An 18,199-nucleotide genomic window follows, 5' to 3' on the forward strand; every position below is an offset into this window, starting at 1 on the left:
TGACGAGAAAATCGGTCGAACCGAGAGAGTATGACTACTCCGTCAGATCGTTCCACGCATCCTTGATCCGATCGAAGAACCCCTTCGATTGCGGGGTTTCCTCGCCAGTCTCGGTCGCCTGGAATTCGCGCAGCAGTTCGCGCTGGCGGGCAGAAAGCTTAGTCGGCGTCTCGACCTGAATCTCGATCACCAGATCGCCCGAGCCGCGCCCCTGCAGCACCGGCATGCCCGCGCCGCGCTTGCGCAGCTGCTTGCCAGACTGGATGCCGGCGGGGATCTCGATCTTGTGCCGCGCCCCGTCGACACCCGGGATCTCGATCTCGCCGCCGAGCGCCGCCTTGGTGAAGCTGATCGGGCAGCGCGTCAGCAACGTCGTGCCCTCGCGCTCGAACATGCGGTGGCGCTTGATGTGGAGGAAGATGTAGAGATCGCCCGGCGGCGCGCCGAACGGCCCCGCCTCGCCCTTGCCGGCCAGCCGGATGCGCGTACCGTTGTCGACCCCGGCCGGAATCTGCACTTCGAGCTTCTGCTCGGCATCGACCCGGCCCTCGCCGCGGCAGAACTTGCAAGGGCTCTCGATCACCTCGCCGCGGCCATGGCACGTCGGGCAGGTGCGCTCGACCATGAAGAAGCCCTGCTGTGCGCGCACCTTGCCGTGCCCGCCGCAGAGGTTGCAGCGCCGCGCCGAAGTGCCCGGCGTCGCGCCGGTGCCGCTGCAGGGCTGGCAGCTCTGCGCCACCTCGACCGCAATCTCGGCGGACTTGCCGTGGAACGCGTCTTCGAGCGTGATCTCCATGTCGTAGCGCAGATCGCCGCCGCGGCGCGCCTGCTGGCGTCCGCCGCCGCCGAACGCGCCGCCAAAGATCGTCTCGAAGATATCGCCCAGATCGCCGAAATCCGCGCTGCCGCCGAAGCCACCGGGACCAGCGCCACCGCCGCCCTGCTGGAACGCAGCATGGCCATAGCGATCATAGGCCGCCCGCTTCTGCGGATCGGAGAGGCAGGCATAAGCCTCGTTGATCTGCTTGAACTTGGCTTCGCTATCCTGGCACCCCGGATTCTTGTCCGGGTGATACTTCATCGCCAGCTTGCGATAAGCGGACTTGAGCACCTTGTCGTCCGCGGTGCGCTCCACTTCGAGCAGCTCATAGAAATCGATTTCAGCCGACATTGCGGTTCCCATCCCAGAACAACGGCCCGCCGCCTGCGCCCGAAGGACAGGCAGCGGGCCGGTTCATCGCAACATCACTTGGTGTCGTCGACTTCCGAGAACTCGGCGTCGACCACGTCTTCGGCGTCCTTCGGAGCCTCGGCACCCGGTGAAGAAGCAGCAGCCTGCTCCCTCTCGTAGATCGCCTGGCCCATCTTCATCGCCTTTTCGGTGAGCGCCTGGGTCTTGGCGTTCATGTCGGCCGGGTCGCCGCCTTCGATCGCCGTCTTGGCTTCAGCGATCGCCGCTTCGATCTCGGCCTTCAGCGAAGCATCGATCTTGTCGCCGTTCTCTTCCAGCTGCCGCTCGGTCGCGTGGACAAGGCTGTCGGCGTTGTTGCGCGCCTCGGCCGCCTCGCGACGCTTCTTGTCCTCTTCGGCGAACTTCTCGGCATCGCGGACCATCTGCTCGATGTCGTTGTCCGAAAGCCCGCCCGAGGCCTGGATGCGGATCTGCTGCTCCTTGCCGGTGCCCTTGTCCTTGGCGCTGACGTTCACGATGCCATTGGCGTCGATATCGAAGGTCACCTCGATCTGCGGAACGCCGCGCCGCGCCGGCGGAATGCCGACGAGGTCGAACTGCCCGAGCAGCTTGTTGTCCTGCGCCATCTCGCGCTCGCCCTGGAACACGCGGATCGTCACCGCCTGCTGGTTATCCTCGGCGGTCGAGTAGACCTGGCTCTTCTTGGTCGGGATCGTGGTGTTGCGGTCGATCATCTTGGTCATGATGCCGCCCAGCGTCTCGATGCCCAGCGAAAGCGGGGTCACATCGAGCAGCAGCACGTCCTTGACATCGCCCTGCAGCACGCCGGCCTGGATCGCCGCGCCCATGGCGACGACTTCATCCGGGTTCACGCCGGTGTGCGGTTCCTTGCCGAAGAACTCCTTCACGATTTCACGCACGCGCGGCATACGGGTCATGCCGCCGACGAGCACGACATCGTCGATGTCCTTTGCGGTGACGCCCGCATCGGCCAGCGCCTTGCGGCACGGCTCAAGTGTGCGCTCGATCAGCTTGGCGACGAGCTTCTCCAGATCCGAACGCGTCACCGTCTCGACGAGATGGAGCGGCGTGGTGCTGCCACCTTCCATGCGCGCGGTGATGAAGGGCAGGTTGATCTCGGTCGTCTGCGCGCTCGAAAGTTCGATCTTGGCCTTCTCGGCAGCTTCCTTGAGGCGCTGCAGCGCAAGCTTGTCGGTGCGGAGATCCATGTTCTCCTTCGACTTGAACTTGTCCGCGAGGTACTCGACCAGCACGTTGTCGAAGTCTTCACCGCCGAGGAACGTGTCGCCGTTGGTGGACTTCACCTCGAACACGCCGTCACCGATCTCGAGCACCGAGATATCGAACGTGCCGCCGCCAAGGTCGTAAACCGCGATGGTCTTGCCGTCCTGCTTGTCGAGGCCATAAGCGAGCGCGGCTGCGGTCGGCTCGTTGATGATGCGCAGCACTTCAAGGCCCGCGATCTGCCCGGCGTCCTTGGTCGCCTGGCGCTGCGCGTCGTTGAAGTAGGCCGGCACGGTGATCACCGCCTGCGTCACGGTCTCGCCGAGATACGATTCGGCGGTTTCCTTCATCTTCTGGAGAATGAAGGCCGAAATCTGCGAGGGGCTGTAATCTTCGCCGCCCGCCTTGACCCACGCGTCGCCGTTCTTGCCCTTGACGATGCCATAGGGAACCAGCGCCATGTCCTTCTGGGTCATGGGATCTTCGAAGCGGCGGCCGATCAGGCGCTTCACCGCGAAGATCGTGTTGTCAGGATTGGTCACGGCCTGACGCTTGGCGGGCTGCCCGATCAGGCGCTCGCCATCCTTGGTGAAAGCGACGATCGAGGGCGTGGTGCGCGCGCCTTCGGAATTCTCGATGACCTTCGAAGTACCGCCGTCCATCACCGCAACGCAGCTGTTGGTCGTGCCGAGGTCGATGCCGATAACTTTAGCCATGTTTTCCTGTTTCCTTGCCCTTTGGACGCTGCGGGTGCGGCCCCCCGAACCGGGCAAGCCTTCGTCTATGCAGCTCCGTCACTGGGCGATATAGGTCGCCTTCTTCCCGGGACAAGGCCTGCCCCCGCACCTATATTACGTCTCGTATCAAGACTGGAGAGAGCCTCGATGCCCCCTATCCGTTCCGCAGCCGTCATCCTTGTCGCAAGCGCAGGCCTGCTGGCAATCGCAGGGTGCAGCGGCAATACGCCCGAAGCCGCCCCATCGGCATCGGCATCTGCCTCCACTGCCCCCGGCGCGGCACTTGATCCCGCCGCACCCGACAATGCCCCCAACGTAAGCGTGATCGAACCGGTCATCAAGCTCCCGGCCGTGCCCGGCAATCCCGGCGTGCTCTATTTCACGATCCAGCAGACGGCGGGCAAGGCCAACACGCTCGTCGCCGTTCATGTCGATGGCGCCGGCCGCGCGGAAATGCATGAGACGAAGACGGAAAATGGCGTCTCCTCGATGGCGCCGGTCACCTCGGTCGCCTTCAGCGCGGACAAGCCTGCCGAGTTCAAGGCCGGAAGCTATCATGTCATGCTGTTCAATCTCGCCAGCACGATGAAGCCGGGCAAGGATGTCGAAGTCACCTTCACGCTCGCCAATGGCGACAAGGTCAGCACCTTCGCCAAGGTCGAGGAAGTGGGCGCGATGGAAGGCATGATGGATCACATGTGATCGCGGCGCCCATGGTTCCCCCCGGGGGCGAAAGGCCGCTTACGCCGGGCGAACAGGCGCTCGCGCAAAGCGTTTTCGGCGGCGCGCTGGATCTTGCACCTGTTCGGATCCGGCGGCGCCGCTTCTTCCCCTTCCAGCCGCGCGCCACCGTGATGGCGCCGATGGGGCACGTGCATTTCCATCCGGCAAGCCCTCACTACCATGACGATTTCGCGCAGGCGCCGCTCGGTCTGCAGGCGCTTTTTATCCACGAGCTTGTGCATGTCTGGCAGACGCAGCAGCGCGGGCGGTTCTATCTCCCGCTGATGCGCCACCCGTTCTGCCGCTATGACTACCGCTTCGATCCGGCACGGCCATTCACGGCCTACGGCATTGAGCAGCAGGCCGAGCTTGTGGCGCACGCCTTCCTCGCAGCACAGGGTGCGCCGCACGGCGCGGCCCCTTCGCTTGCGGCGCTGCAATCCGTACTGCCGTTCCCGATCGGGTCTGCCTGACCGGGCGCATCGCAATAGCTCAGCAGCGGACCTGGTACTCGTAGCCATCGCGGTCGCGGCGATAGCAGCGACCATGCTTCTTGATCAGCGAACCGCCGACTGCGCCCGCCGCGGCGCCAATCGCCGCGCCGGTGCCGACATCGCCGCCCGTTGCGCCGCCGATCACCGCGCCGCCTGCTGCACCAAGCAGCGCGCCTTCGGCGCCGTAGTTACGCGCGCAGCCTGCGAGCGAGAACGCCGCGACGGCAATGACGGGAATCATGATCTTGTGTTTCATCGTCCAGTCTCCTTGCGGCCCCCGAATGATTAACCCTGCCAAGCAGAAACGCGCGTGCCGCCGCCGGGTTCCGCCACGCGAAAGGCTTTCCGCTGCGCTATGGTGCAAACACGCCTGACCGTGTCACGATCCCGCTGCACAAGAGGGACCGCACCCATGCCGCACGCCGTCGATACCCATGCCGTTCTCGATGCTGTCGCCGCCGCGCGCGGCGGCATCCGTAACGTGTTCGACGATATCGATCCGAAGCGTCTCGCGCACATCTGCGTCGATATGCAGAACGGTTTCATGGAGGAAGGCTCACCGGTCGAAGTGCCGATGGCACGCGAGATCGTCGGCAACATCAACCGTATCAGCGCCGCTATCCGCGCGGCCGGCGGGCTCAACGTGTTCCTGCGCTTCACTACGCCCGATGCCGCCAGCTGGTCGGTTTTCGTCCGCCGCCTCGGCTCAGGCGCGGCTGCCCACCGCGCTGCCTTCACCCCCGGCGCGCACTATCACGATTTCTGGCCCACGCTCGATGTCCGGCCCGAAGACGCCGTGATCGACAAGCATCGCTTCAGCGGCTTCACCCCCGGCACCAGCGATCTCGACGCCGTTCTGAAAGCGCGCGGCATCGACACCGTGCTGATCACCGGCACCCTCACCAACTGCTGCTGCGAAAGCACCGCGCGCGATGCGATGCAGTTCAACTACCGCGTGCTGTTCGCGGGCGACGCCAATGCCGCGCTGACCGACGCCGAACACGTCGCCACGCTGCACAGCATGGCGTTCGTGTTCGCCGATCTCTACGATACGGACGAAGTGCTGGGGTTGCTGGGCTGAGATAGGCCCCCTCGCCCCACCAAGTCGTCATGGTGAGGCCTAGTTTAGATCAATCCGGCTTCTTCGCCACCGCCACCATCGCAGCGCGCAGCAGGCGGTCCTTGATCATGTAGCCGGCCTGCAGTTCCTGCAGCACGGTGCCCGGCTCCACATCGTTGGAAGGAATTTCCAGCATCGCCTGGTGCTGGTGCGGATCGAGCGGCAGGCCCTTGGCGGCAATCCGGCTGATGCCGTGGCTGGAAAACACCTTCTCGATCTCGCGCCCCGTCGCTTCGAGGCCGGCGACAAGGTTCTTCATCTTGTCGTCCTCGCGCAGCTCCGCCGGAATCGATTCGAGCGCGCGCGACAGGTTGTCCGCAACCGAGAGAATGTCGCGCGCAAAGGCCGTTGCGGCATAGCTGCGCGCGTCCGCCATTTCCTTTTCCATGCGGCGGCGCACGTTCTGCGTCTCGGCCTTGGCGTAAAGCACATCCTGCTTAGCCGCCTCCAGATCGGCCTTCAGCGCTTCGAGCAATTCGGCCTGAACATTGCCGCCATCGGTCAGTTCGGAAGGCACGCCTTCAAGCTCTGCCGCCACTTCGGCATCCGTAGGGCGCGTGTCGTTATCAGTCATTTTCGCGTAAATCCGTCCTGCGTGATGATCCTGCTCAGAGATTGAGCCGTGAAATCAACCATGGGGACAACCCGCGCATAATTCAACCGCGTAGGCCCGATAACGCCCACAACTCCGACAACACGCCCCTCGCCATCACGCCAGGGCGCCGCGATCACCGACGAGCCCGAAAGCGAGAACAGCCGGTTCTCGCTGCCGATGAAAATGCGCGCGCTGTCCGCCTCGCGCGCGGCATCGAGCACGCCTGCGATAGCCTCGGCGCTTTCGAGTTCGTCGAGCAGCTGCCGCACCCGCTCGATATCGCCGAGCGCCGCTTCATCGAGCAGGTTGGCCTGCCCCCGCACCACCAGCACCGGCCGCTGCGCCGCATCGCGGCTCCACACCGCAAGGCCGCGCTCGACGAGCGCCGCACTTGCCGTATCGAGCGCCGAACGCCCGCTCGCGATCTCGGCGCGGATCGCCTGCAAGGCATCCGCCAAAGTGCGCCCGGCCATGCGCGCGGTGAGGTAATTGCCCGCCTGTTCGAGTGTCGAAGCGCTGGCCGCGCCCGGAAGATCGATCACCCGGTTCTCGACGCTACCGTCATCCCCCACCAGCACCACCAGCGCCCGCGCCTGCCCCAGCGGCACGAAGGAAATCTGCGCCAGCCGCATCTCGCGCCGCGGCACCATCACGACGCCCGCCGCCGCCGAAAGATCGGACAGCGCCGAACTTGCCGCCGCCAGCGCGGCCTCGATGGAACCGCCCTCAGACAGCCCCCGCTCGATCTTTGCGCGTTCCGCCGCCGAAGGCTCAGCCGCCTGCATGATCCCATCAACAAAGAGCCTGAGGCCCACCTCGGTCGGCATCCGTCCCGCGCTCGTATGCGGCGCCGCGAGCAGGCCGGCATCCTGCAATTCCTGCAGCACCGAACGGATCGAGGCGGGCGACAAGCCCACCGCCCCGCTCCCGGCAAGGGTGCGCGAGCCCACCGGCTGGCCGCTGGCGATATAGCCTTCGACCACCAGCCGAAAGATTTCACGGGCTCGCAGCGTGAGTTCTGAAAGTCCGGGTCCTGCCATACCCCCTATCTAGGACAGATCATCGCGCCGTGAAAGGCGTCGCAAATCCCGTCTTTTCGTGCCGCAGGGCCTTTCATTCCGCTCCGCGCGGGCTAAAGGCAGCGCAAACAGCAGACAAAGGAATTCCCATGCGTCCCTCAGGCCGCGCCGCAGATGAAATGCGCGCCATCACGATCGAAACCGGCTTCACGAAGCACGCCGAAGGCTCGGTGCTGATCGGCTTCGGCGATACCAAGGTGCTCGTCACCGCCTCGGTCGAGGAACGCGTGCCGCCCTTCATGCGCGGCAAGGGCGAAGGTTGGGTCACGGCAGAATACTCGATGCTTCCCCGCGCCACCCACACGCGCGGCAGCCGAGAGGCGGCAAAGGGCAAGCAATCGGGCCGCACGCAGGAAATCCAGCGCCTGATCGGCCGTTCCTTGCGCGCCGTCACCGATCTCAAGAAGCTTGGCGAACGCCAGATCACGCTCGATTGCGACGTGATCCAGGCCGATGGCGGCACCCGCACTGCCTCGATCTCGGGCGCGTGGATCGCGCTGCGCCTTGCCGTGCAGAAGCTGATGGACGCGGGCGCAATCACCGAGGACCCGCTCACCCGCAAGGTCGCCGCCATCTCCTGCGGCATTCACAACGGCACGCCCGTGCTTGATCTCGACTACATCGAGGACAGCTCGGCCGACGCCGACGCCAACTTCGTGCTGATTGAGGGCGGCCACATCGCTGAGGTGCAGGCCACTGCGGAAGGCGCGACCTATGACGAGGAAGGCCTGCTGCGCCTCCTTCGCCTCGCCCGCATCGGCTGCACCGAGATCTTCGCCGCACAGGCCCGCGCTGTCGGCCAATGACCCGGCTCCTCGCGCCCGGAAAGCTCGTCATCGCCACGCACAACGCGGGCAAGCTGCGCGAGATCCGGGCGCTTTTGGAGCCCTACGGCATGGACTGCCTCTCGGCGGGTGAACTCGGCCTGCCCGAGCCCGCCGAAACCGGCACCACCTTTGCCGAGAACGCGCTGATCAAGGCCCATGCCTCGGCCAGCGCTTCGGGCCTTCCCGCGCTCGCTGATGATTCCGGTCTCTGCGTAGTGGCCTTGGGCGGAGCACCCGGCGTTTACACCGCCGATTGGGCCGAAGCCGCACCCTACGAAGGCGGCCCGGGCCGTGACTGGTACATGGCCATGGGCAAGGTCGAGGGCAAACTCGCCGAACTCGGCCCCCAAACCTCGCGCGACTGCTGGTTCGCCTGCGTCCTGGCGCTCGCGTGGCCCGATGGCCGCGAGGCGGTCTACGAAGGCCGCGCCATGGGCTCGCTCACATGGCCGCCGCGCGGAACCATGGGTTTCGGCTACGATCCGGTCTTCGTGCCCTCAGGCGATACGCGCACTTTCGCCGAGCTCGATCCAGCCGAAAAGCACAAGATCAGCCACCGCGCCGACGCTTTTTCGAAGCTCGTTTCTTCGGCGCTGACGGACTGACGGCATCGGGTTTGGGCGCGGGCTGCATTGTCTGCGCCGATGGCTTGTAGTCATATACCGGCTGTCCGGCGATGTTCCCCGCGGGCCAGTAGCGGCACACCAGAAAATCACGCCGCGCATTGCCGACAAGCGCGCAGCCGACTTCGCGCGTGTCCTTCCACACCATCTGCGTATAATGCCCGACATCCTCCCAGCGCCCGGTGGTCGAAACATCGGGAAAGAGGCCGCGCTTGAACTGCTTGCCCTCGTCGACGAAGAAACCGATCATTTCCTCCGGCGTGTAGTCGTCCTTGGTGCCGAACCAGAGGTTTTCGCCCTCGCCGCCATCAGCCCCTACCGGCGCGTGCTCGAACATGTCGGAGACTGCCAGCGTCTGCGCCCATTTCTTCGCGTGGTCGGCCAGCTTGGAGCTCCACACCAGCGGTTTCAGCCCCACCTTCACCCGTTCGGCGTTCTGCGCGGCAAGCAGGCGATCCGCCACTGTCTCGGTCGGCGTGACGGTGACTTGAGCCGCCAGCGGCGGCGCGCCAATCAGCGTGGCAACGGCAACGATGGCAAGTGCGCGAATCCCCGGCATATGAACTGTCCCCAATCCTTTGCCGCTTGACTTTACCAGCCCGACTCAGGCTGGAAAGAGACATGGCCTTTGCCCTTTATATCCACTGGCCGTTCTGCCTCGCCAAGTGCCCCTATTGCGATTTCAATAGCCATGTCCGCGAGAAGACCGACATCGCCGAATGGCAGAAGGCGCTGCTCGCCGACATGGCGCATGAGGCGGCCCTGACAGGCGGGCGCGAGCTGACCTCGATCTTCTTCGGCGGCGGCACGCCCTCCTTGATGCCGCCCGCACTGGTCGCGTCGCTGATCGAGGCGGCGAGCCGCCACTGGCGCTTCGCCCCCGATATCGAGATTACGCTGGAAGCCAATCCATCCTCGGTCGAAGCGGCGAACTTCGCCACGCTTGCGGGTGTCGGGATCAACCGCGTTTCCCTCGGCCTGCAGGCACTGGACGATGCAGCACTCAGCTTCCTCGGCCGCCTTCACAATGCTGCCGAGGGCCTAGCCGCGCTGGAAGTGGCGCAGCGCCATTTCGCCCGCGTCAGCTTCGATCTCATTTACGCCCGCCCCGATCACTCACCGGAACTGTGGGAAACCGAACTCACCCGCGCGCTGGCGCTCGGCACCGGTCATCTCTCACTCTACCAGCTGACCATCGAGCCCGGCACCCGCTTCGCCACGCTGGTACGCGAAGGCAAGTTCACCCCGCTGAATGACGATGCGGCAGGCGATCTCTTCGCGCTCACCCGCGAGCTAACCACCGCGGCAGGCATCCCTGCCTACGAGATCAGCAACCACGCGCGGCCAGGCGAGGAAAGCCGCCACAACCTCGTTTACTGGCGCTATCAGGACTATGCCGGGATTGGCCCCGGCGCCCATGGGCGGCGCGGCAGCTTTGCGACCGTCCGTCACCGCAAGCCCGAAAACTTCCTCAAGGCCGTCACCGTCCAGCACCACGGCATCGCGGACATTCGCGAACTCGGCACAAGGGAGCAGGCTGCCGAAGCACTCCTTATGGGGCTGCGCCTTGCCGAGGGTATCGCGCCCGCCGCGCTCGCCCGGCGTTTTGGCCTTTTCGAGACCGATCTGATCGATCCCGCCAAGCGCGCGTTCTATGCCGAACAAGGCCTTCTCGCCGGCCACGCGGACCGATTGATCGTAACCGAAGCCGGAATGCCGCTCCTCGATGGCCTGCTCGGCGAACTCGTCCCGGCCGGGCTCGTATCGGCATGAGCGCGCCCGATCTGCTCGAAGCCTGGGGTAGCCACCTCGCGCTCGCCCGCCGCCGCTCGCCGCACACCGTCCGCGCCTATGTCGCGACCGCGGCGCGGCTGCTCGCGGCACTTCCCCCGCCGCATGATTGGCCGGCTCTGGCCAAGTTCGAAGTCGGCGATGTGCGCACCCAGCTGGCATCGCGCCGGGCGGACGGCATCGGAAACGTGTCTGCGGCACGCGAACTCTCGGCGCTTAAGGCCTTCCTCAGCTTCGCACGGACGCAGGCTGGCAGTCCGGACGCCCCGCCGCCCCGCTTGCGCGGACCCCGGATCAAGAAGGGCCTGCCCCGCCCGGTCACGCCGGACGATGCGGTGAACCTTGCGGCCATGGTCGCGGACGAGGGCGCCGAGCCATGGATCGGCGCGCGCGACCGCGCCGTCCTCCTCCTGCTCTACGGAGCGGGTCTGCGCATCGCCGAGGCGCTTTCGCTCACCGCCGCCGCGCTGCCGCTTGGCGATGCGCTCACCGTCATCGGCAAGGGCGGCCGCCAGCGCGTCGTGCCGATCCTTCCGATTGTGAAAGCGGCGGTGGAAGACTACGCCGCGAAAGTCCCCTTCCCGCTCGAGCGCCACGCCCCGCTGTTCCGCGGCGCAAAGGGCGGACCGCTCGCGCAGGCGATGATCCAGCGTGCCGTCGCCCGCGCGCGGACCGTGCTGGGCCTGCCCGCCACCGCCACGCCCCATGCGCTGCGCCACAGCTTTGCCACGCACCTGCTTGGCGCGGGGGCAGACCTCAGGAGCCTGCAGGAACTGCTCGGCCACGCGAGCCTGTCCTCGACGCAGATCTACACCAAGGTCGATGCTGCCACGCTCCTCGATGTCTATCGAAACGCGCATCCGCGGGCCTGAGTGCGCCCGCCTACTTCCCCGCCGAGCGCGGCAGGCGCAGCACCGCCATAAGGCCGCCCAGATCCTCGCTCTCGCCGAGCGTGATCGATCCGCCGTAAAGTTCGGCCACATCGCGCACGATGGCAAGGCCGAGTCCCGTGCCGGGCTTGCCTGTATCGAGCCGGGCGCCGCGCGCGAAAAGCTTGTCGCGCGCCTCGTCCGGGATGCCCATCCCGTCGTCCTCGATCCAGATCTCGCAGGTCTTCGGATCGTCGGGCACCGCATCGATCGTCACGAAGACCGAACCGCCGCCATATTTCGCCGCGTTCTCGATCAGATTGCCGAGAATCTCGTCGAGATCCTGCCGTTCGATCGCGACGCTCGCCTCGCGGTTGCCATCCATGTCGAAGCGCACATGCGGATAGAGCCGCACGACCGCGCGCTCCACCGCCTCGGCGCTTTCGCCCACGCTGGCACGCGAAAGGCCGGTGGCGCGGCGGCCGACTGCGCGGGCACGGGCGAGGTGATGGTCGACTTGCCGGCGCATCACCGCCGCCTCGCGGATCACCGTGTCCGAAAGGTCATCGGCCTTCGCCGTCGCGGCGTTCATCACCACTGTCAGCGGGGTCTTGAGCGCATGGGCAAGGTTGCCGGCATGGGTGCGCGCTTCCTCGGCCTGCCGCTCCGAATGGGCGAGCAGGGCGTTGATTTCCTCGACCAGCGGCTGCACTTCAAGCGGCAGGGGCTCGTCCACCCGCCGCGCCTGGCCCTCGCGCATGTCGGCAATCGCGCGTCGCACGCGGCGCAAGGGGCCAAGGCCGTAGTAAGTCTGAAGCGCTGCCATGGCGATAAGGCCGAGCGCGAGCACCACAAACGACCAGATAAGAATTGCGCGGATACGCCGGATCTGCGCGTCAAGATCGCTGCGGCTGGCAGCGACCGCGAACTGCCAGTTGATCGGGCTGCCCGGAAGAATCACCGAGCGTTCGATGATCCGCAGCCGCTCATCTCCGAACTGCTCGCTGTCATAGACGTGCGGCGTGCCGTCGAAGTGATCGCCCCTGAGCTTGAGAGTGCGATCCCAGAGCGAGCGCGAAGGAAAATCCTCGTGTCCCTTGCCGCTGATCTGCCAGTAAAGACCGCTGTTCGGCTCGAGAAAGCGCTGATCGCCGAGGGCTCGATTGAAGAACACTTCGCCATCCGGCCCGATCTCGGCTGAGCCGACCATGGCGGTCAGCATGTAGTCGAGTTGCTTGTCGAAGTTGCTCGTGGCAAGCCCCGTCATCGTTCGGTCTAGCGCAAAGCCGCCGCCCAGCAGCAGCACCGAGATCCACGCCACTGCGATCAGCAGCATGCGCCGCGAAAGCGAGCCCGTATGCGGTGCTGTTGCCGGCTGCGCGTCTGGCGCCGCTGCAGCGGTATCGTCGGGGGCAATCACGCTGTGTTCCACGCCGTGCGCCCCTCAGCCAGTCAGCCCCGGCCGCCCTGCGCCGGGTCGTCGAGGCTATAGCCCAGCCCGCGGATCGTGGTGATCACATCAGGCCCCAGCTTCTTGCGGATGCGCGTCACGAACACTTCGATCGTGTTGGAATCACGGTCGAAATCCTGATCGTAGATGTGTTCGATCAGCTCAGTGCGGCTCACCACCTTGCCCTTGTGGTGGAGCAGATAGGAGAGCAGCTTGTACTCCTGCGCGGTCAGCTTCACCGGCTCGCCGTCGAGCGTCACGCGGCCCGAGCGTGTATCGAGCCGCACGCCGCCCGCGATCAGCTCGGACGAGGAATTGCCCGAAGCGCGCCGGATCAGCGCGCGCAGGCGGGCGATCAGTTCCTCGCTCTGGAAAGGCTTGGCGAGATAGTCGTCCGCGCCGGCATCAAGCCCGGCAACCTTGTCCGACCAGCTGTCGCGCGCGGTCAGAACCAGCACAGGGAACTTGCGCCCCTCCTTGCGCCACATGTTCAGCACCGTCAGCCCATCGATCTCCGGCAAGCCCAGATCGAGGATCACCGCATCGTAATCTTCGGTCGAACCCATGAAGTGCCCGTCCTCGCCATCGACCGAAAGATCGACGGCGTACCCGTTTGACTCGAGCGTGGACTTGAGCTGCTTGCCGAGGGTCGGTTCATCCTCGACGATCAGGATACGCATCGCTTGCCCCTTGCTGCGCCCGCTACCTGCGGGACCACTCTTCGTCTGGCTTGATGGAGCGACAAACCTGAACGGTCAAGGAACGGGGCGTTTTGCCTGCCGAAAGGCTGGGGAATCAGTGCGATTCGCCCAGAATCTGCCCGGTCCGCGCATCGACATCGACGAACACGACCCGCCCGCCCTGGATGAACTTCAGGCGATAGGCCATGGCCGTCGGATCGTATTCGGGCCCGAGGTACTGCATGCCGCGTTTGGTTGGCAGGACGCGCGCCTCGATCTCGCGGAGCGAGCGCACGTTGCCGTTGCGCAAATCGCGGCGCGCCTCCCCCTGTTCATCGGCGCGCTGCTGCGCGTCGGCCGCCGGGGCAAGCGAGACGAGGAGGCCAAGGGCAAGAATCGATGAGGTCCAACGCATGATGCGAAGCGGCATAGCCTCCGCCTTTTGAATAGCTTGTGAACACGATGCGGCGCGCGCTGGTCCGCTCGCCCATCCCCCTAGCCATTCAATATGACAGATCAAGCGGGCGAGTGCCATCACGCCCTTTGCTGATACTGGACCTCGCGGCCCGCCCCCGCTAAGCGCCGCTGCATCATGGCAGCAGCACCGATCCTCAGCTGGGAAGGCCTCGGCCTAAACCAGGGCACAAGCTGGCTGTTCAGGGACCTCGACATCCAGATCGGCCCGCGTGACCGGCTGGCGCTGATCGGTCGCAATGGCGCGGGCAAGACCACGCTGCTGAAGCTCCTTTCGGGCGAAGTCGAAGGCGACAAGGGCACCCGCTCGGTCCAGCCGGGCACGCGCGTCGTCACGCTGGAGCAGGACCCATTCTTCACCGGCTACGATACGCTCATGGATTTCGCGCTTTCGGGCAAGGACGCCCCGCCGCGCCACGAAGTCGAATCCATCGCCGGCCAACTCGGCATCGACCTTTCTCGCAAAGCCGACAGCGCCTCGGGCGGTGAACGCCGCCGCGCGGCGCTCGCCCGCGCGCTCGCCAGCGAGCCCGATCTGCTGTTGCTCGACGAGCCGACCAACCACCTCGATCTCGCCGCGATCGAATGGCTCGAAAGCTGGCTACAACGCTACAACGGCGCCTTCGTCGTCATCAGCCACGACCGCACCTTCCTCGAGCGTCTGACCAAGGCCACGCTTTGGCTCGATCGCGGCTCGCTCCGCCGCCGCGAGATCGGCTTCGGCGGTTATGAAGCGTGGATGGAGGCGGTCTACGCGGAAGAAGCCCGCGCCGCTGACAAGCTCGATGCCAAATTGAAGATCGAAGCGCACTGGCTCGAACGCGGCGTCACCGCGCGGCGCAAGCGCAACATGGGCCGGCTCGAAAAGCTCTGGGAAATGCGCGCCACCCGCGCCGCGATGCTGAGCCCGCAGGGCGCGGCCAAGCTCACCCTCGCCAGCGACGATGCCAAGAGCAAGGCGGTGATCGTCGCAGACAAGATCACCAAGCGCTTCGGCGAACGGGTGATCGTCAAGGACTTCTCGCTGCGGATTACCCGCAAGGACCGCATCGGCCTTGTCGGCGCGAACGGGGCGGGCAAGACGACTCTCCTCAAGCTCCTGACCGGCGAACTGGAGCCAGACAGCGGCACCGTAACCCTCGCCAAGACGCTCACCCCCGTGGTGATCGACCAGCAGCGCAGCCTGATGTCGCCGGAGAAACGCATCCGCGATGTGGTCGCCGAAGGCAGTGACTGGATCGACGTGCAGGGCGTGCGCAAGCATATCCACGGCTACCTCAAGGACTTCCTGTTCGATCCCGGCATGGTCGAAGCGCGTGTCGGCACGCTCTCGGGCGGCGAACGCTCGCGGCTCCTGCTGGCGCGCGAATTCGCCCGCCCCTCGAACCTCCTCGTGCTCGACGAGCCGACCAACGACCTCGATCTCGAAACGCTCGACCTGCTGCAGGAAGTGATTTCGGACTACGACGGCACCGTGCTCATCGTCAGCCACGACCGCGATTTCCTTGATCGCACCGTCACGATCACGCTCGGCATGGATGGCTCAGGCAAAGTCGATGTGGTCGCGGGCGGCTATGCCGACTGGGAAAAGCAGCGCAAGCAGCGCCTCGCAGGCAAACCCGTCCAGCGCGAAACGGCAGACAAACCCGCCGCCGCGCCGCCGCCTCCCCCGCCGCCCAAGAAGGCCAAGCTCACCTACAAGGACCAGCGCGACTACGAACTGCTCCCGGATCGCATCGCCGAGCTTGAAAAAGCCATCGCCCGCGACGAGGCCGCGCTGGCCGACCCCGATCTCTACACCAAAAACCCCACCCGCTTCGCCGCCCTCACCGCCGCGCTCGACAAGGCGCGCGCCGAAAAGGACGCGGCGGAAGAACGCTGGCTGGAACTGGCGGAGATGGTGGAGGGCTAGTCCTCGCGCGGGTCCGTAGCTACTACCGGTCACGTGATCCACGTCCCCACGTCCCCCTGGTTCCACTATCTCGGCGATCTCGCCGCTTGGGGGACCGCCTTTCTCGGCGGCCAGTGGGTCTATCGCCGCCGCCGCGCGAGCGTCGAAACGCTGGCCCGGCAGACGGCGCCGGACTACTTCATAACCCTCGCGCTTGGCGCAGCAGCAGGCGCGTGGCTACTCGGCTCGATCAACACGCTGCAGGCGGCGCGGCCCACGCTTTCGCACTCGGTCGCGGGCGCCCTCGCCGGGGCCATCGTCGCCGTCGAGCTATGGAAATGGGTGCGCGGTGTTCGCGGTTCGACCGGCGGGCCCTTCGTCATTCCGCTGACGCTTGGCATCATGGTCGGCCGCCTCGGCTGCCTTTTCGCCGGCCTTCCCGACCAGACCTTCGGCACCCCTACCAGCCTGCCCTGGGGCGTCGATCTGGGCGATGGCATCGCGCGCCATCCCGTCCAGCTCTACGAATCGCTCGCGATGCTCGGCTTCCTCATCGTCTACTGGCGCGCACTCGTCCGCGAACGCGTGTGGGCCACGCGGCACGGCTTCCACGCCTTCGTCCTGTTCTATGCCATGCAGCGATTTGCGTGGGAGTTCCTGAAGCCCTATCCAAAGGTGCTCGGCCCGCTGAACGTGTTCAGCTTCGCCATGATCGGACTGATCCTTTATGCCCTCGTCTGGATCGCACGTGGAAACGACCGTCCTGCCACCGCCTGAGCGCAAGTCGGCGCCCTATATCTTCCACAGCCAGACCACGAGCCTGTGCGAGACCTGCCTCGAACCCGTTCCCGCCAAGGTCATCATCGAGGAAGGCAGCGTCTACTACCTCAAGCGCTGCGCCGCCCACGGCGTCCAGAAAACGCTGATCAGCGACGATCTCGCCTACTGGCGCGGCCAGAAGGACTGGCTCAAGCCCGGTGACCGCCCGCTCACCGCGCAGACCCGCACCGAGGCGGGCTGCCCGTTCGATTGCGGTCTCTGCCCCGATCACGAGCAGCACAGTTGCCTTGCCATCGTGGAGATCAATTCGGCCTGCAACCTCGCCTGCCCGGTCTGCTTCGCCGATGCCGAGAATGTCCATGGCGTGCATCTGCCGCTGAGCGTGATCGAGGGCATGCTCGATGCGCTCGTCGAAAGCGAGGGCGAGCCGGATCTCGTCCAGCTTTCGGGCGGCGAACCCACGATCCACCCGCAGTTCTTTGAGGTGCTCGATGCGGTGAAGCGCCGCCCGATCCGCCACGTGATGATCAACACCAACGGCGTGCGCATCGCGCAAGACCCGGCCTTCGTGGAACGCCTCGCCACATATGCCCCTCGCCTCGAAGTCTACCTCCAGTTCGACAGCCTGAACGACGAGGCGCTGGTCAACTTGCGCGGTGCCCGCCTCTCGCGCGTCCGCCAGGCCGCTCTGGAAGCACTGGAGCGCGTCGGCCTCTCGACCACGCTGGTCGCCGTCGTGAAGCGCGGGGTCAACGACAGCGAGATTGCGGCAATCGTCAGCCACGCGCTCGAATGGAAATGCGTGCGCGGTGTCACCTTCCAGCCGGTGCAGGATGCCGGGCGCAACGAAGGCTTCGATGGCAAGGCCAACCGCATGCTGATCACCCAGATCCGGCGAGAAGTGGTGAAAGCGGGCGTCTTCGCGGCGGAGGACATGATCCCGCTGCCCTGCAATCCCGATCAGATCTGCATAGGCTACGGTCTGCGCAGCGGTCGCTCCGTCACCCCGATCACCTCGCTGCTCCCGCACGAAGTGCTGCTGAACGGACCCAACACGATCAGCTACGAAGCCTATCCCGCGCTGCGCGAGGCCATGCTGAACCTGTTCAGCCTCGCCACCACGCAGTGCAACACCGAGGAGAAGCTGGCGGGCGTGCTGTGCTGCCTGCCACAGGCGCTGGTGCCGGAAGACCTCGGCTATGCCAACAGCTTCCGCGTCGTGATCCTGCAGTTCCTCGATCGCTACAATTTCGATCTGGCGACGGTGAAACGCAGCTGCGTCCACTTCGTCACGCCCGATCGCCAGATCATCCCCTTCGATACCTACAACACGTTCTACCGCCCCGGCGCCGAAGGCGCGCCGGTGCTCGCCCGCGCCCGGAGGACACCATGAAGCGCCTGTTCGGTGGCCTGCTGCTTGCGGCCGGGATCCTGATCATGCTCCTCAGCGGGCTGTGCACCCTGGTTGTCATCGGCATCGGTGCGTCGGAGGTGGCGCAGGACCCGACGATCCTCGTCGCACTCTACCTCCCGCTCACAGTCGGCGGTGTCCCTTTCGCCATCGGGTTCGGCCTGTACAAATGGGGCCGCTCGCTGCTGCGACAGCCCGAAGATGACAACGTCTTCTGA

Annotated in this window: 20 protein-coding genes; 11 read left to right on the top strand and 9 right to left on the bottom strand. The window is 65.7% G+C overall.

What is annotated here, in order from left to right:
* Positions 1-34 precede the first annotated feature (34 nt).
* On the bottom strand, positions 35-1,171 hold the full coding sequence (gene dnaJ / locus Q0082_RS01445; protein WP_298189101.1) for a molecular chaperone DnaJ: 1,137 nt from the start codon (positions 1,169-1,171) through the stop codon (positions 35-37).
* A gap of 74 nt (positions 1,172-1,245) precedes the next feature.
* Entirely contained in the window at positions 1,246-3,153 is a 1,908-nt protein-coding gene (dnaK, locus tag Q0082_RS01450) for a molecular chaperone DnaK (RefSeq protein WP_298189104.1), read from the bottom strand.
* 168 nt (positions 3,154-3,321) lie between these two features.
* On the opposite strand from dnaK, the gene Q0082_RS01455 reads away from it, so the two are divergent.
* Entirely contained in the window at positions 3,322-3,876 is a 555-nt protein-coding gene (locus tag Q0082_RS01455; protein ID WP_298189106.1) for a copper chaperone PCu(A)C, read from the top strand.
* 11 nt (positions 3,877-3,887) lie between these two features.
* Complete coding sequence (locus tag Q0082_RS01460) at positions 3,888-4,370, top strand: vgr related protein (RefSeq protein WP_298189110.1); 483 nt, start codon at positions 3,888-3,890, stop codon at positions 4,368-4,370.
* Between the two features lie 19 nt (positions 4,371-4,389).
* Here the strand turns inward: Q0082_RS01460 and Q0082_RS01465 are convergent, their stop codons facing one another.
* Positions 4,390-4,647: a YMGG-like glycine zipper-containing protein gene (locus tag Q0082_RS01465; RefSeq protein WP_298189113.1), complete on the bottom strand. Its 258-nt coding sequence runs from the start codon at positions 4,645-4,647 to the stop codon at positions 4,390-4,392.
* A gap of 156 nt (positions 4,648-4,803) precedes the next feature.
* Here Q0082_RS01465 and Q0082_RS01470 point away from each other — a divergent pair, with 156 nt between their 5' ends.
* On the top strand, positions 4,804-5,472 hold the full coding sequence (locus Q0082_RS01470) for an isochorismatase family cysteine hydrolase (RefSeq protein WP_298189116.1): 669 nt from the start codon (positions 4,804-4,806) through the stop codon (positions 5,470-5,472).
* 49 nt (positions 5,473-5,521) lie between these two features.
* On the opposite strand, the gene grpE is transcribed toward Q0082_RS01470, so the two are convergent.
* Together grpE and hrcA are read right to left on the bottom strand one after the other, a co-directional pair.
* Positions 5,522-6,085 (bottom strand): nucleotide exchange factor GrpE, encoded by a 564-nt coding sequence (gene grpE, locus Q0082_RS01475; RefSeq protein WP_298189119.1) that lies wholly within the window; start codon positions 6,083-6,085, stop codon positions 5,522-5,524.
* Positions 6,082-7,146 (bottom strand): heat-inducible transcriptional repressor HrcA, encoded by a 1,065-nt coding sequence (hrcA, locus tag Q0082_RS01480; RefSeq protein WP_298189121.1) that lies wholly within the window; start codon positions 7,144-7,146, stop codon positions 6,082-6,084. The genes grpE and hrcA overlap by 4 nt, the downstream gene beginning before the upstream one ends.
* A 128-nt stretch (positions 7,147-7,274) precedes the next feature.
* Between hrcA and rph the strand changes: the two genes are divergently transcribed.
* Together rph and rdgB are read left to right on the top strand one after the other, a co-directional pair.
* Entirely contained in the window at positions 7,275-7,991 is a 717-nt protein-coding gene (gene rph / locus Q0082_RS01485; RefSeq protein ID WP_298189123.1) for a ribonuclease PH, read from the top strand.
* A complete protein-coding gene (rdgB, locus tag Q0082_RS01490) occupies positions 7,988-8,617 on the top strand; it encodes an RdgB/HAM1 family non-canonical purine NTP pyrophosphatase (RefSeq protein ID WP_298189124.1) in 630 nt (209 codons plus the stop codon). Before rph ends, rdgB begins: the two co-directional genes overlap by 4 nt.
* Here rdgB and Q0082_RS01495 read toward each other — a convergent pair.
* Positions 8,562-9,194: a CAP domain-containing protein gene (locus Q0082_RS01495; RefSeq protein ID WP_298189126.1), complete on the bottom strand. Its 633-nt coding sequence runs from the start codon at positions 9,192-9,194 to the stop codon at positions 8,562-8,564. The two genes, rdgB and Q0082_RS01495, sit on opposite strands and share 56 nt — an antisense overlap.
* A gap of 62 nt (positions 9,195-9,256) precedes the next feature.
* On the opposite strand from Q0082_RS01495, the gene hemW reads away from it, so the two are divergent.
* The gene (gene hemW, locus Q0082_RS01500; RefSeq protein WP_298189127.1) at positions 9,257-10,408 is read left to right on the top strand and encodes a radical SAM family heme chaperone HemW; all 1,152 of its coding nucleotides are present in this window, start codon (positions 9,257-9,259) and stop codon (positions 10,406-10,408) included.
* On the top strand, positions 10,405-11,298 hold the full coding sequence (locus Q0082_RS01505) for a tyrosine recombinase XerC (protein ID WP_298189128.1): 894 nt from the start codon (positions 10,405-10,407) through the stop codon (positions 11,296-11,298). Before hemW ends, Q0082_RS01505 begins: the two co-directional genes overlap by 4 nt.
* Before the next feature lie 10 nt (positions 11,299-11,308).
* Here Q0082_RS01505 and Q0082_RS01510 read toward each other — a convergent pair whose 3' ends face one another.
* From Q0082_RS01510 to Q0082_RS01520, 3 genes are all read right to left on the bottom strand, one after another.
* Positions 11,309-12,631 (bottom strand): HAMP domain-containing sensor histidine kinase, encoded by a 1,323-nt coding sequence (locus Q0082_RS01510; RefSeq protein ID WP_298189247.1) that lies wholly within the window; start codon positions 12,629-12,631, stop codon positions 11,309-11,311.
* Positions 12,632-12,747: 116 nt separating this feature from the next.
* Complete coding sequence (locus tag Q0082_RS01515; RefSeq protein WP_298189129.1) at positions 12,748-13,425, bottom strand: response regulator transcription factor; 678 nt, start codon at positions 13,423-13,425, stop codon at positions 12,748-12,750.
* 115 nt (positions 13,426-13,540) lie between these two features.
* Positions 13,541-13,840 carry a PepSY domain-containing protein gene (locus tag Q0082_RS01520; protein WP_298189131.1) on the bottom strand — a complete coding sequence of 100 codons (300 nt, stop codon included), beginning with the start codon at positions 13,838-13,840 and terminating at the stop codon, positions 13,541-13,543.
* 177 nt (positions 13,841-14,017) lie between these two features.
* Here Q0082_RS01520 and Q0082_RS01525 point away from each other — a divergent pair, with 177 nt between their 5' ends.
* From Q0082_RS01525 to Q0082_RS01540, 4 genes are read left to right on the top strand one after another with little or no spacing between them, the layout of a single operon-like run.
* Complete coding sequence (locus tag Q0082_RS01525) at positions 14,018-15,811, top strand: ABC-F family ATP-binding cassette domain-containing protein (RefSeq protein ID WP_298189132.1); 1,794 nt, start codon at positions 14,018-14,020, stop codon at positions 15,809-15,811.
* Positions 15,812-15,844: 33 nt separating this feature from the next.
* Complete coding sequence (locus Q0082_RS01530) at positions 15,845-16,567, top strand: prolipoprotein diacylglyceryl transferase family protein (RefSeq protein ID WP_298189133.1); 723 nt, start codon at positions 15,845-15,847, stop codon at positions 16,565-16,567.
* Positions 16,539-17,963 (top strand): radical SAM protein, encoded by a 1,425-nt coding sequence (locus Q0082_RS01535; RefSeq protein WP_298189135.1) that lies wholly within the window; start codon positions 16,539-16,541, stop codon positions 17,961-17,963. Before Q0082_RS01530 ends, Q0082_RS01535 begins: the two co-directional genes overlap by 29 nt.
* Entirely contained in the window at positions 17,960-18,199 is a 240-nt protein-coding gene (locus tag Q0082_RS01540; protein WP_298189136.1) for a hypothetical protein, read from the top strand. The genes Q0082_RS01535 and Q0082_RS01540 overlap by 4 nt, the downstream gene beginning before the upstream one ends.

The organism is Novosphingobium sp. (assembly GCF_027489515.1).
Classification (GTDB): domain Bacteria; phylum Pseudomonadota; class Alphaproteobacteria; order Sphingomonadales; family Sphingomonadaceae; genus Novosphingobium.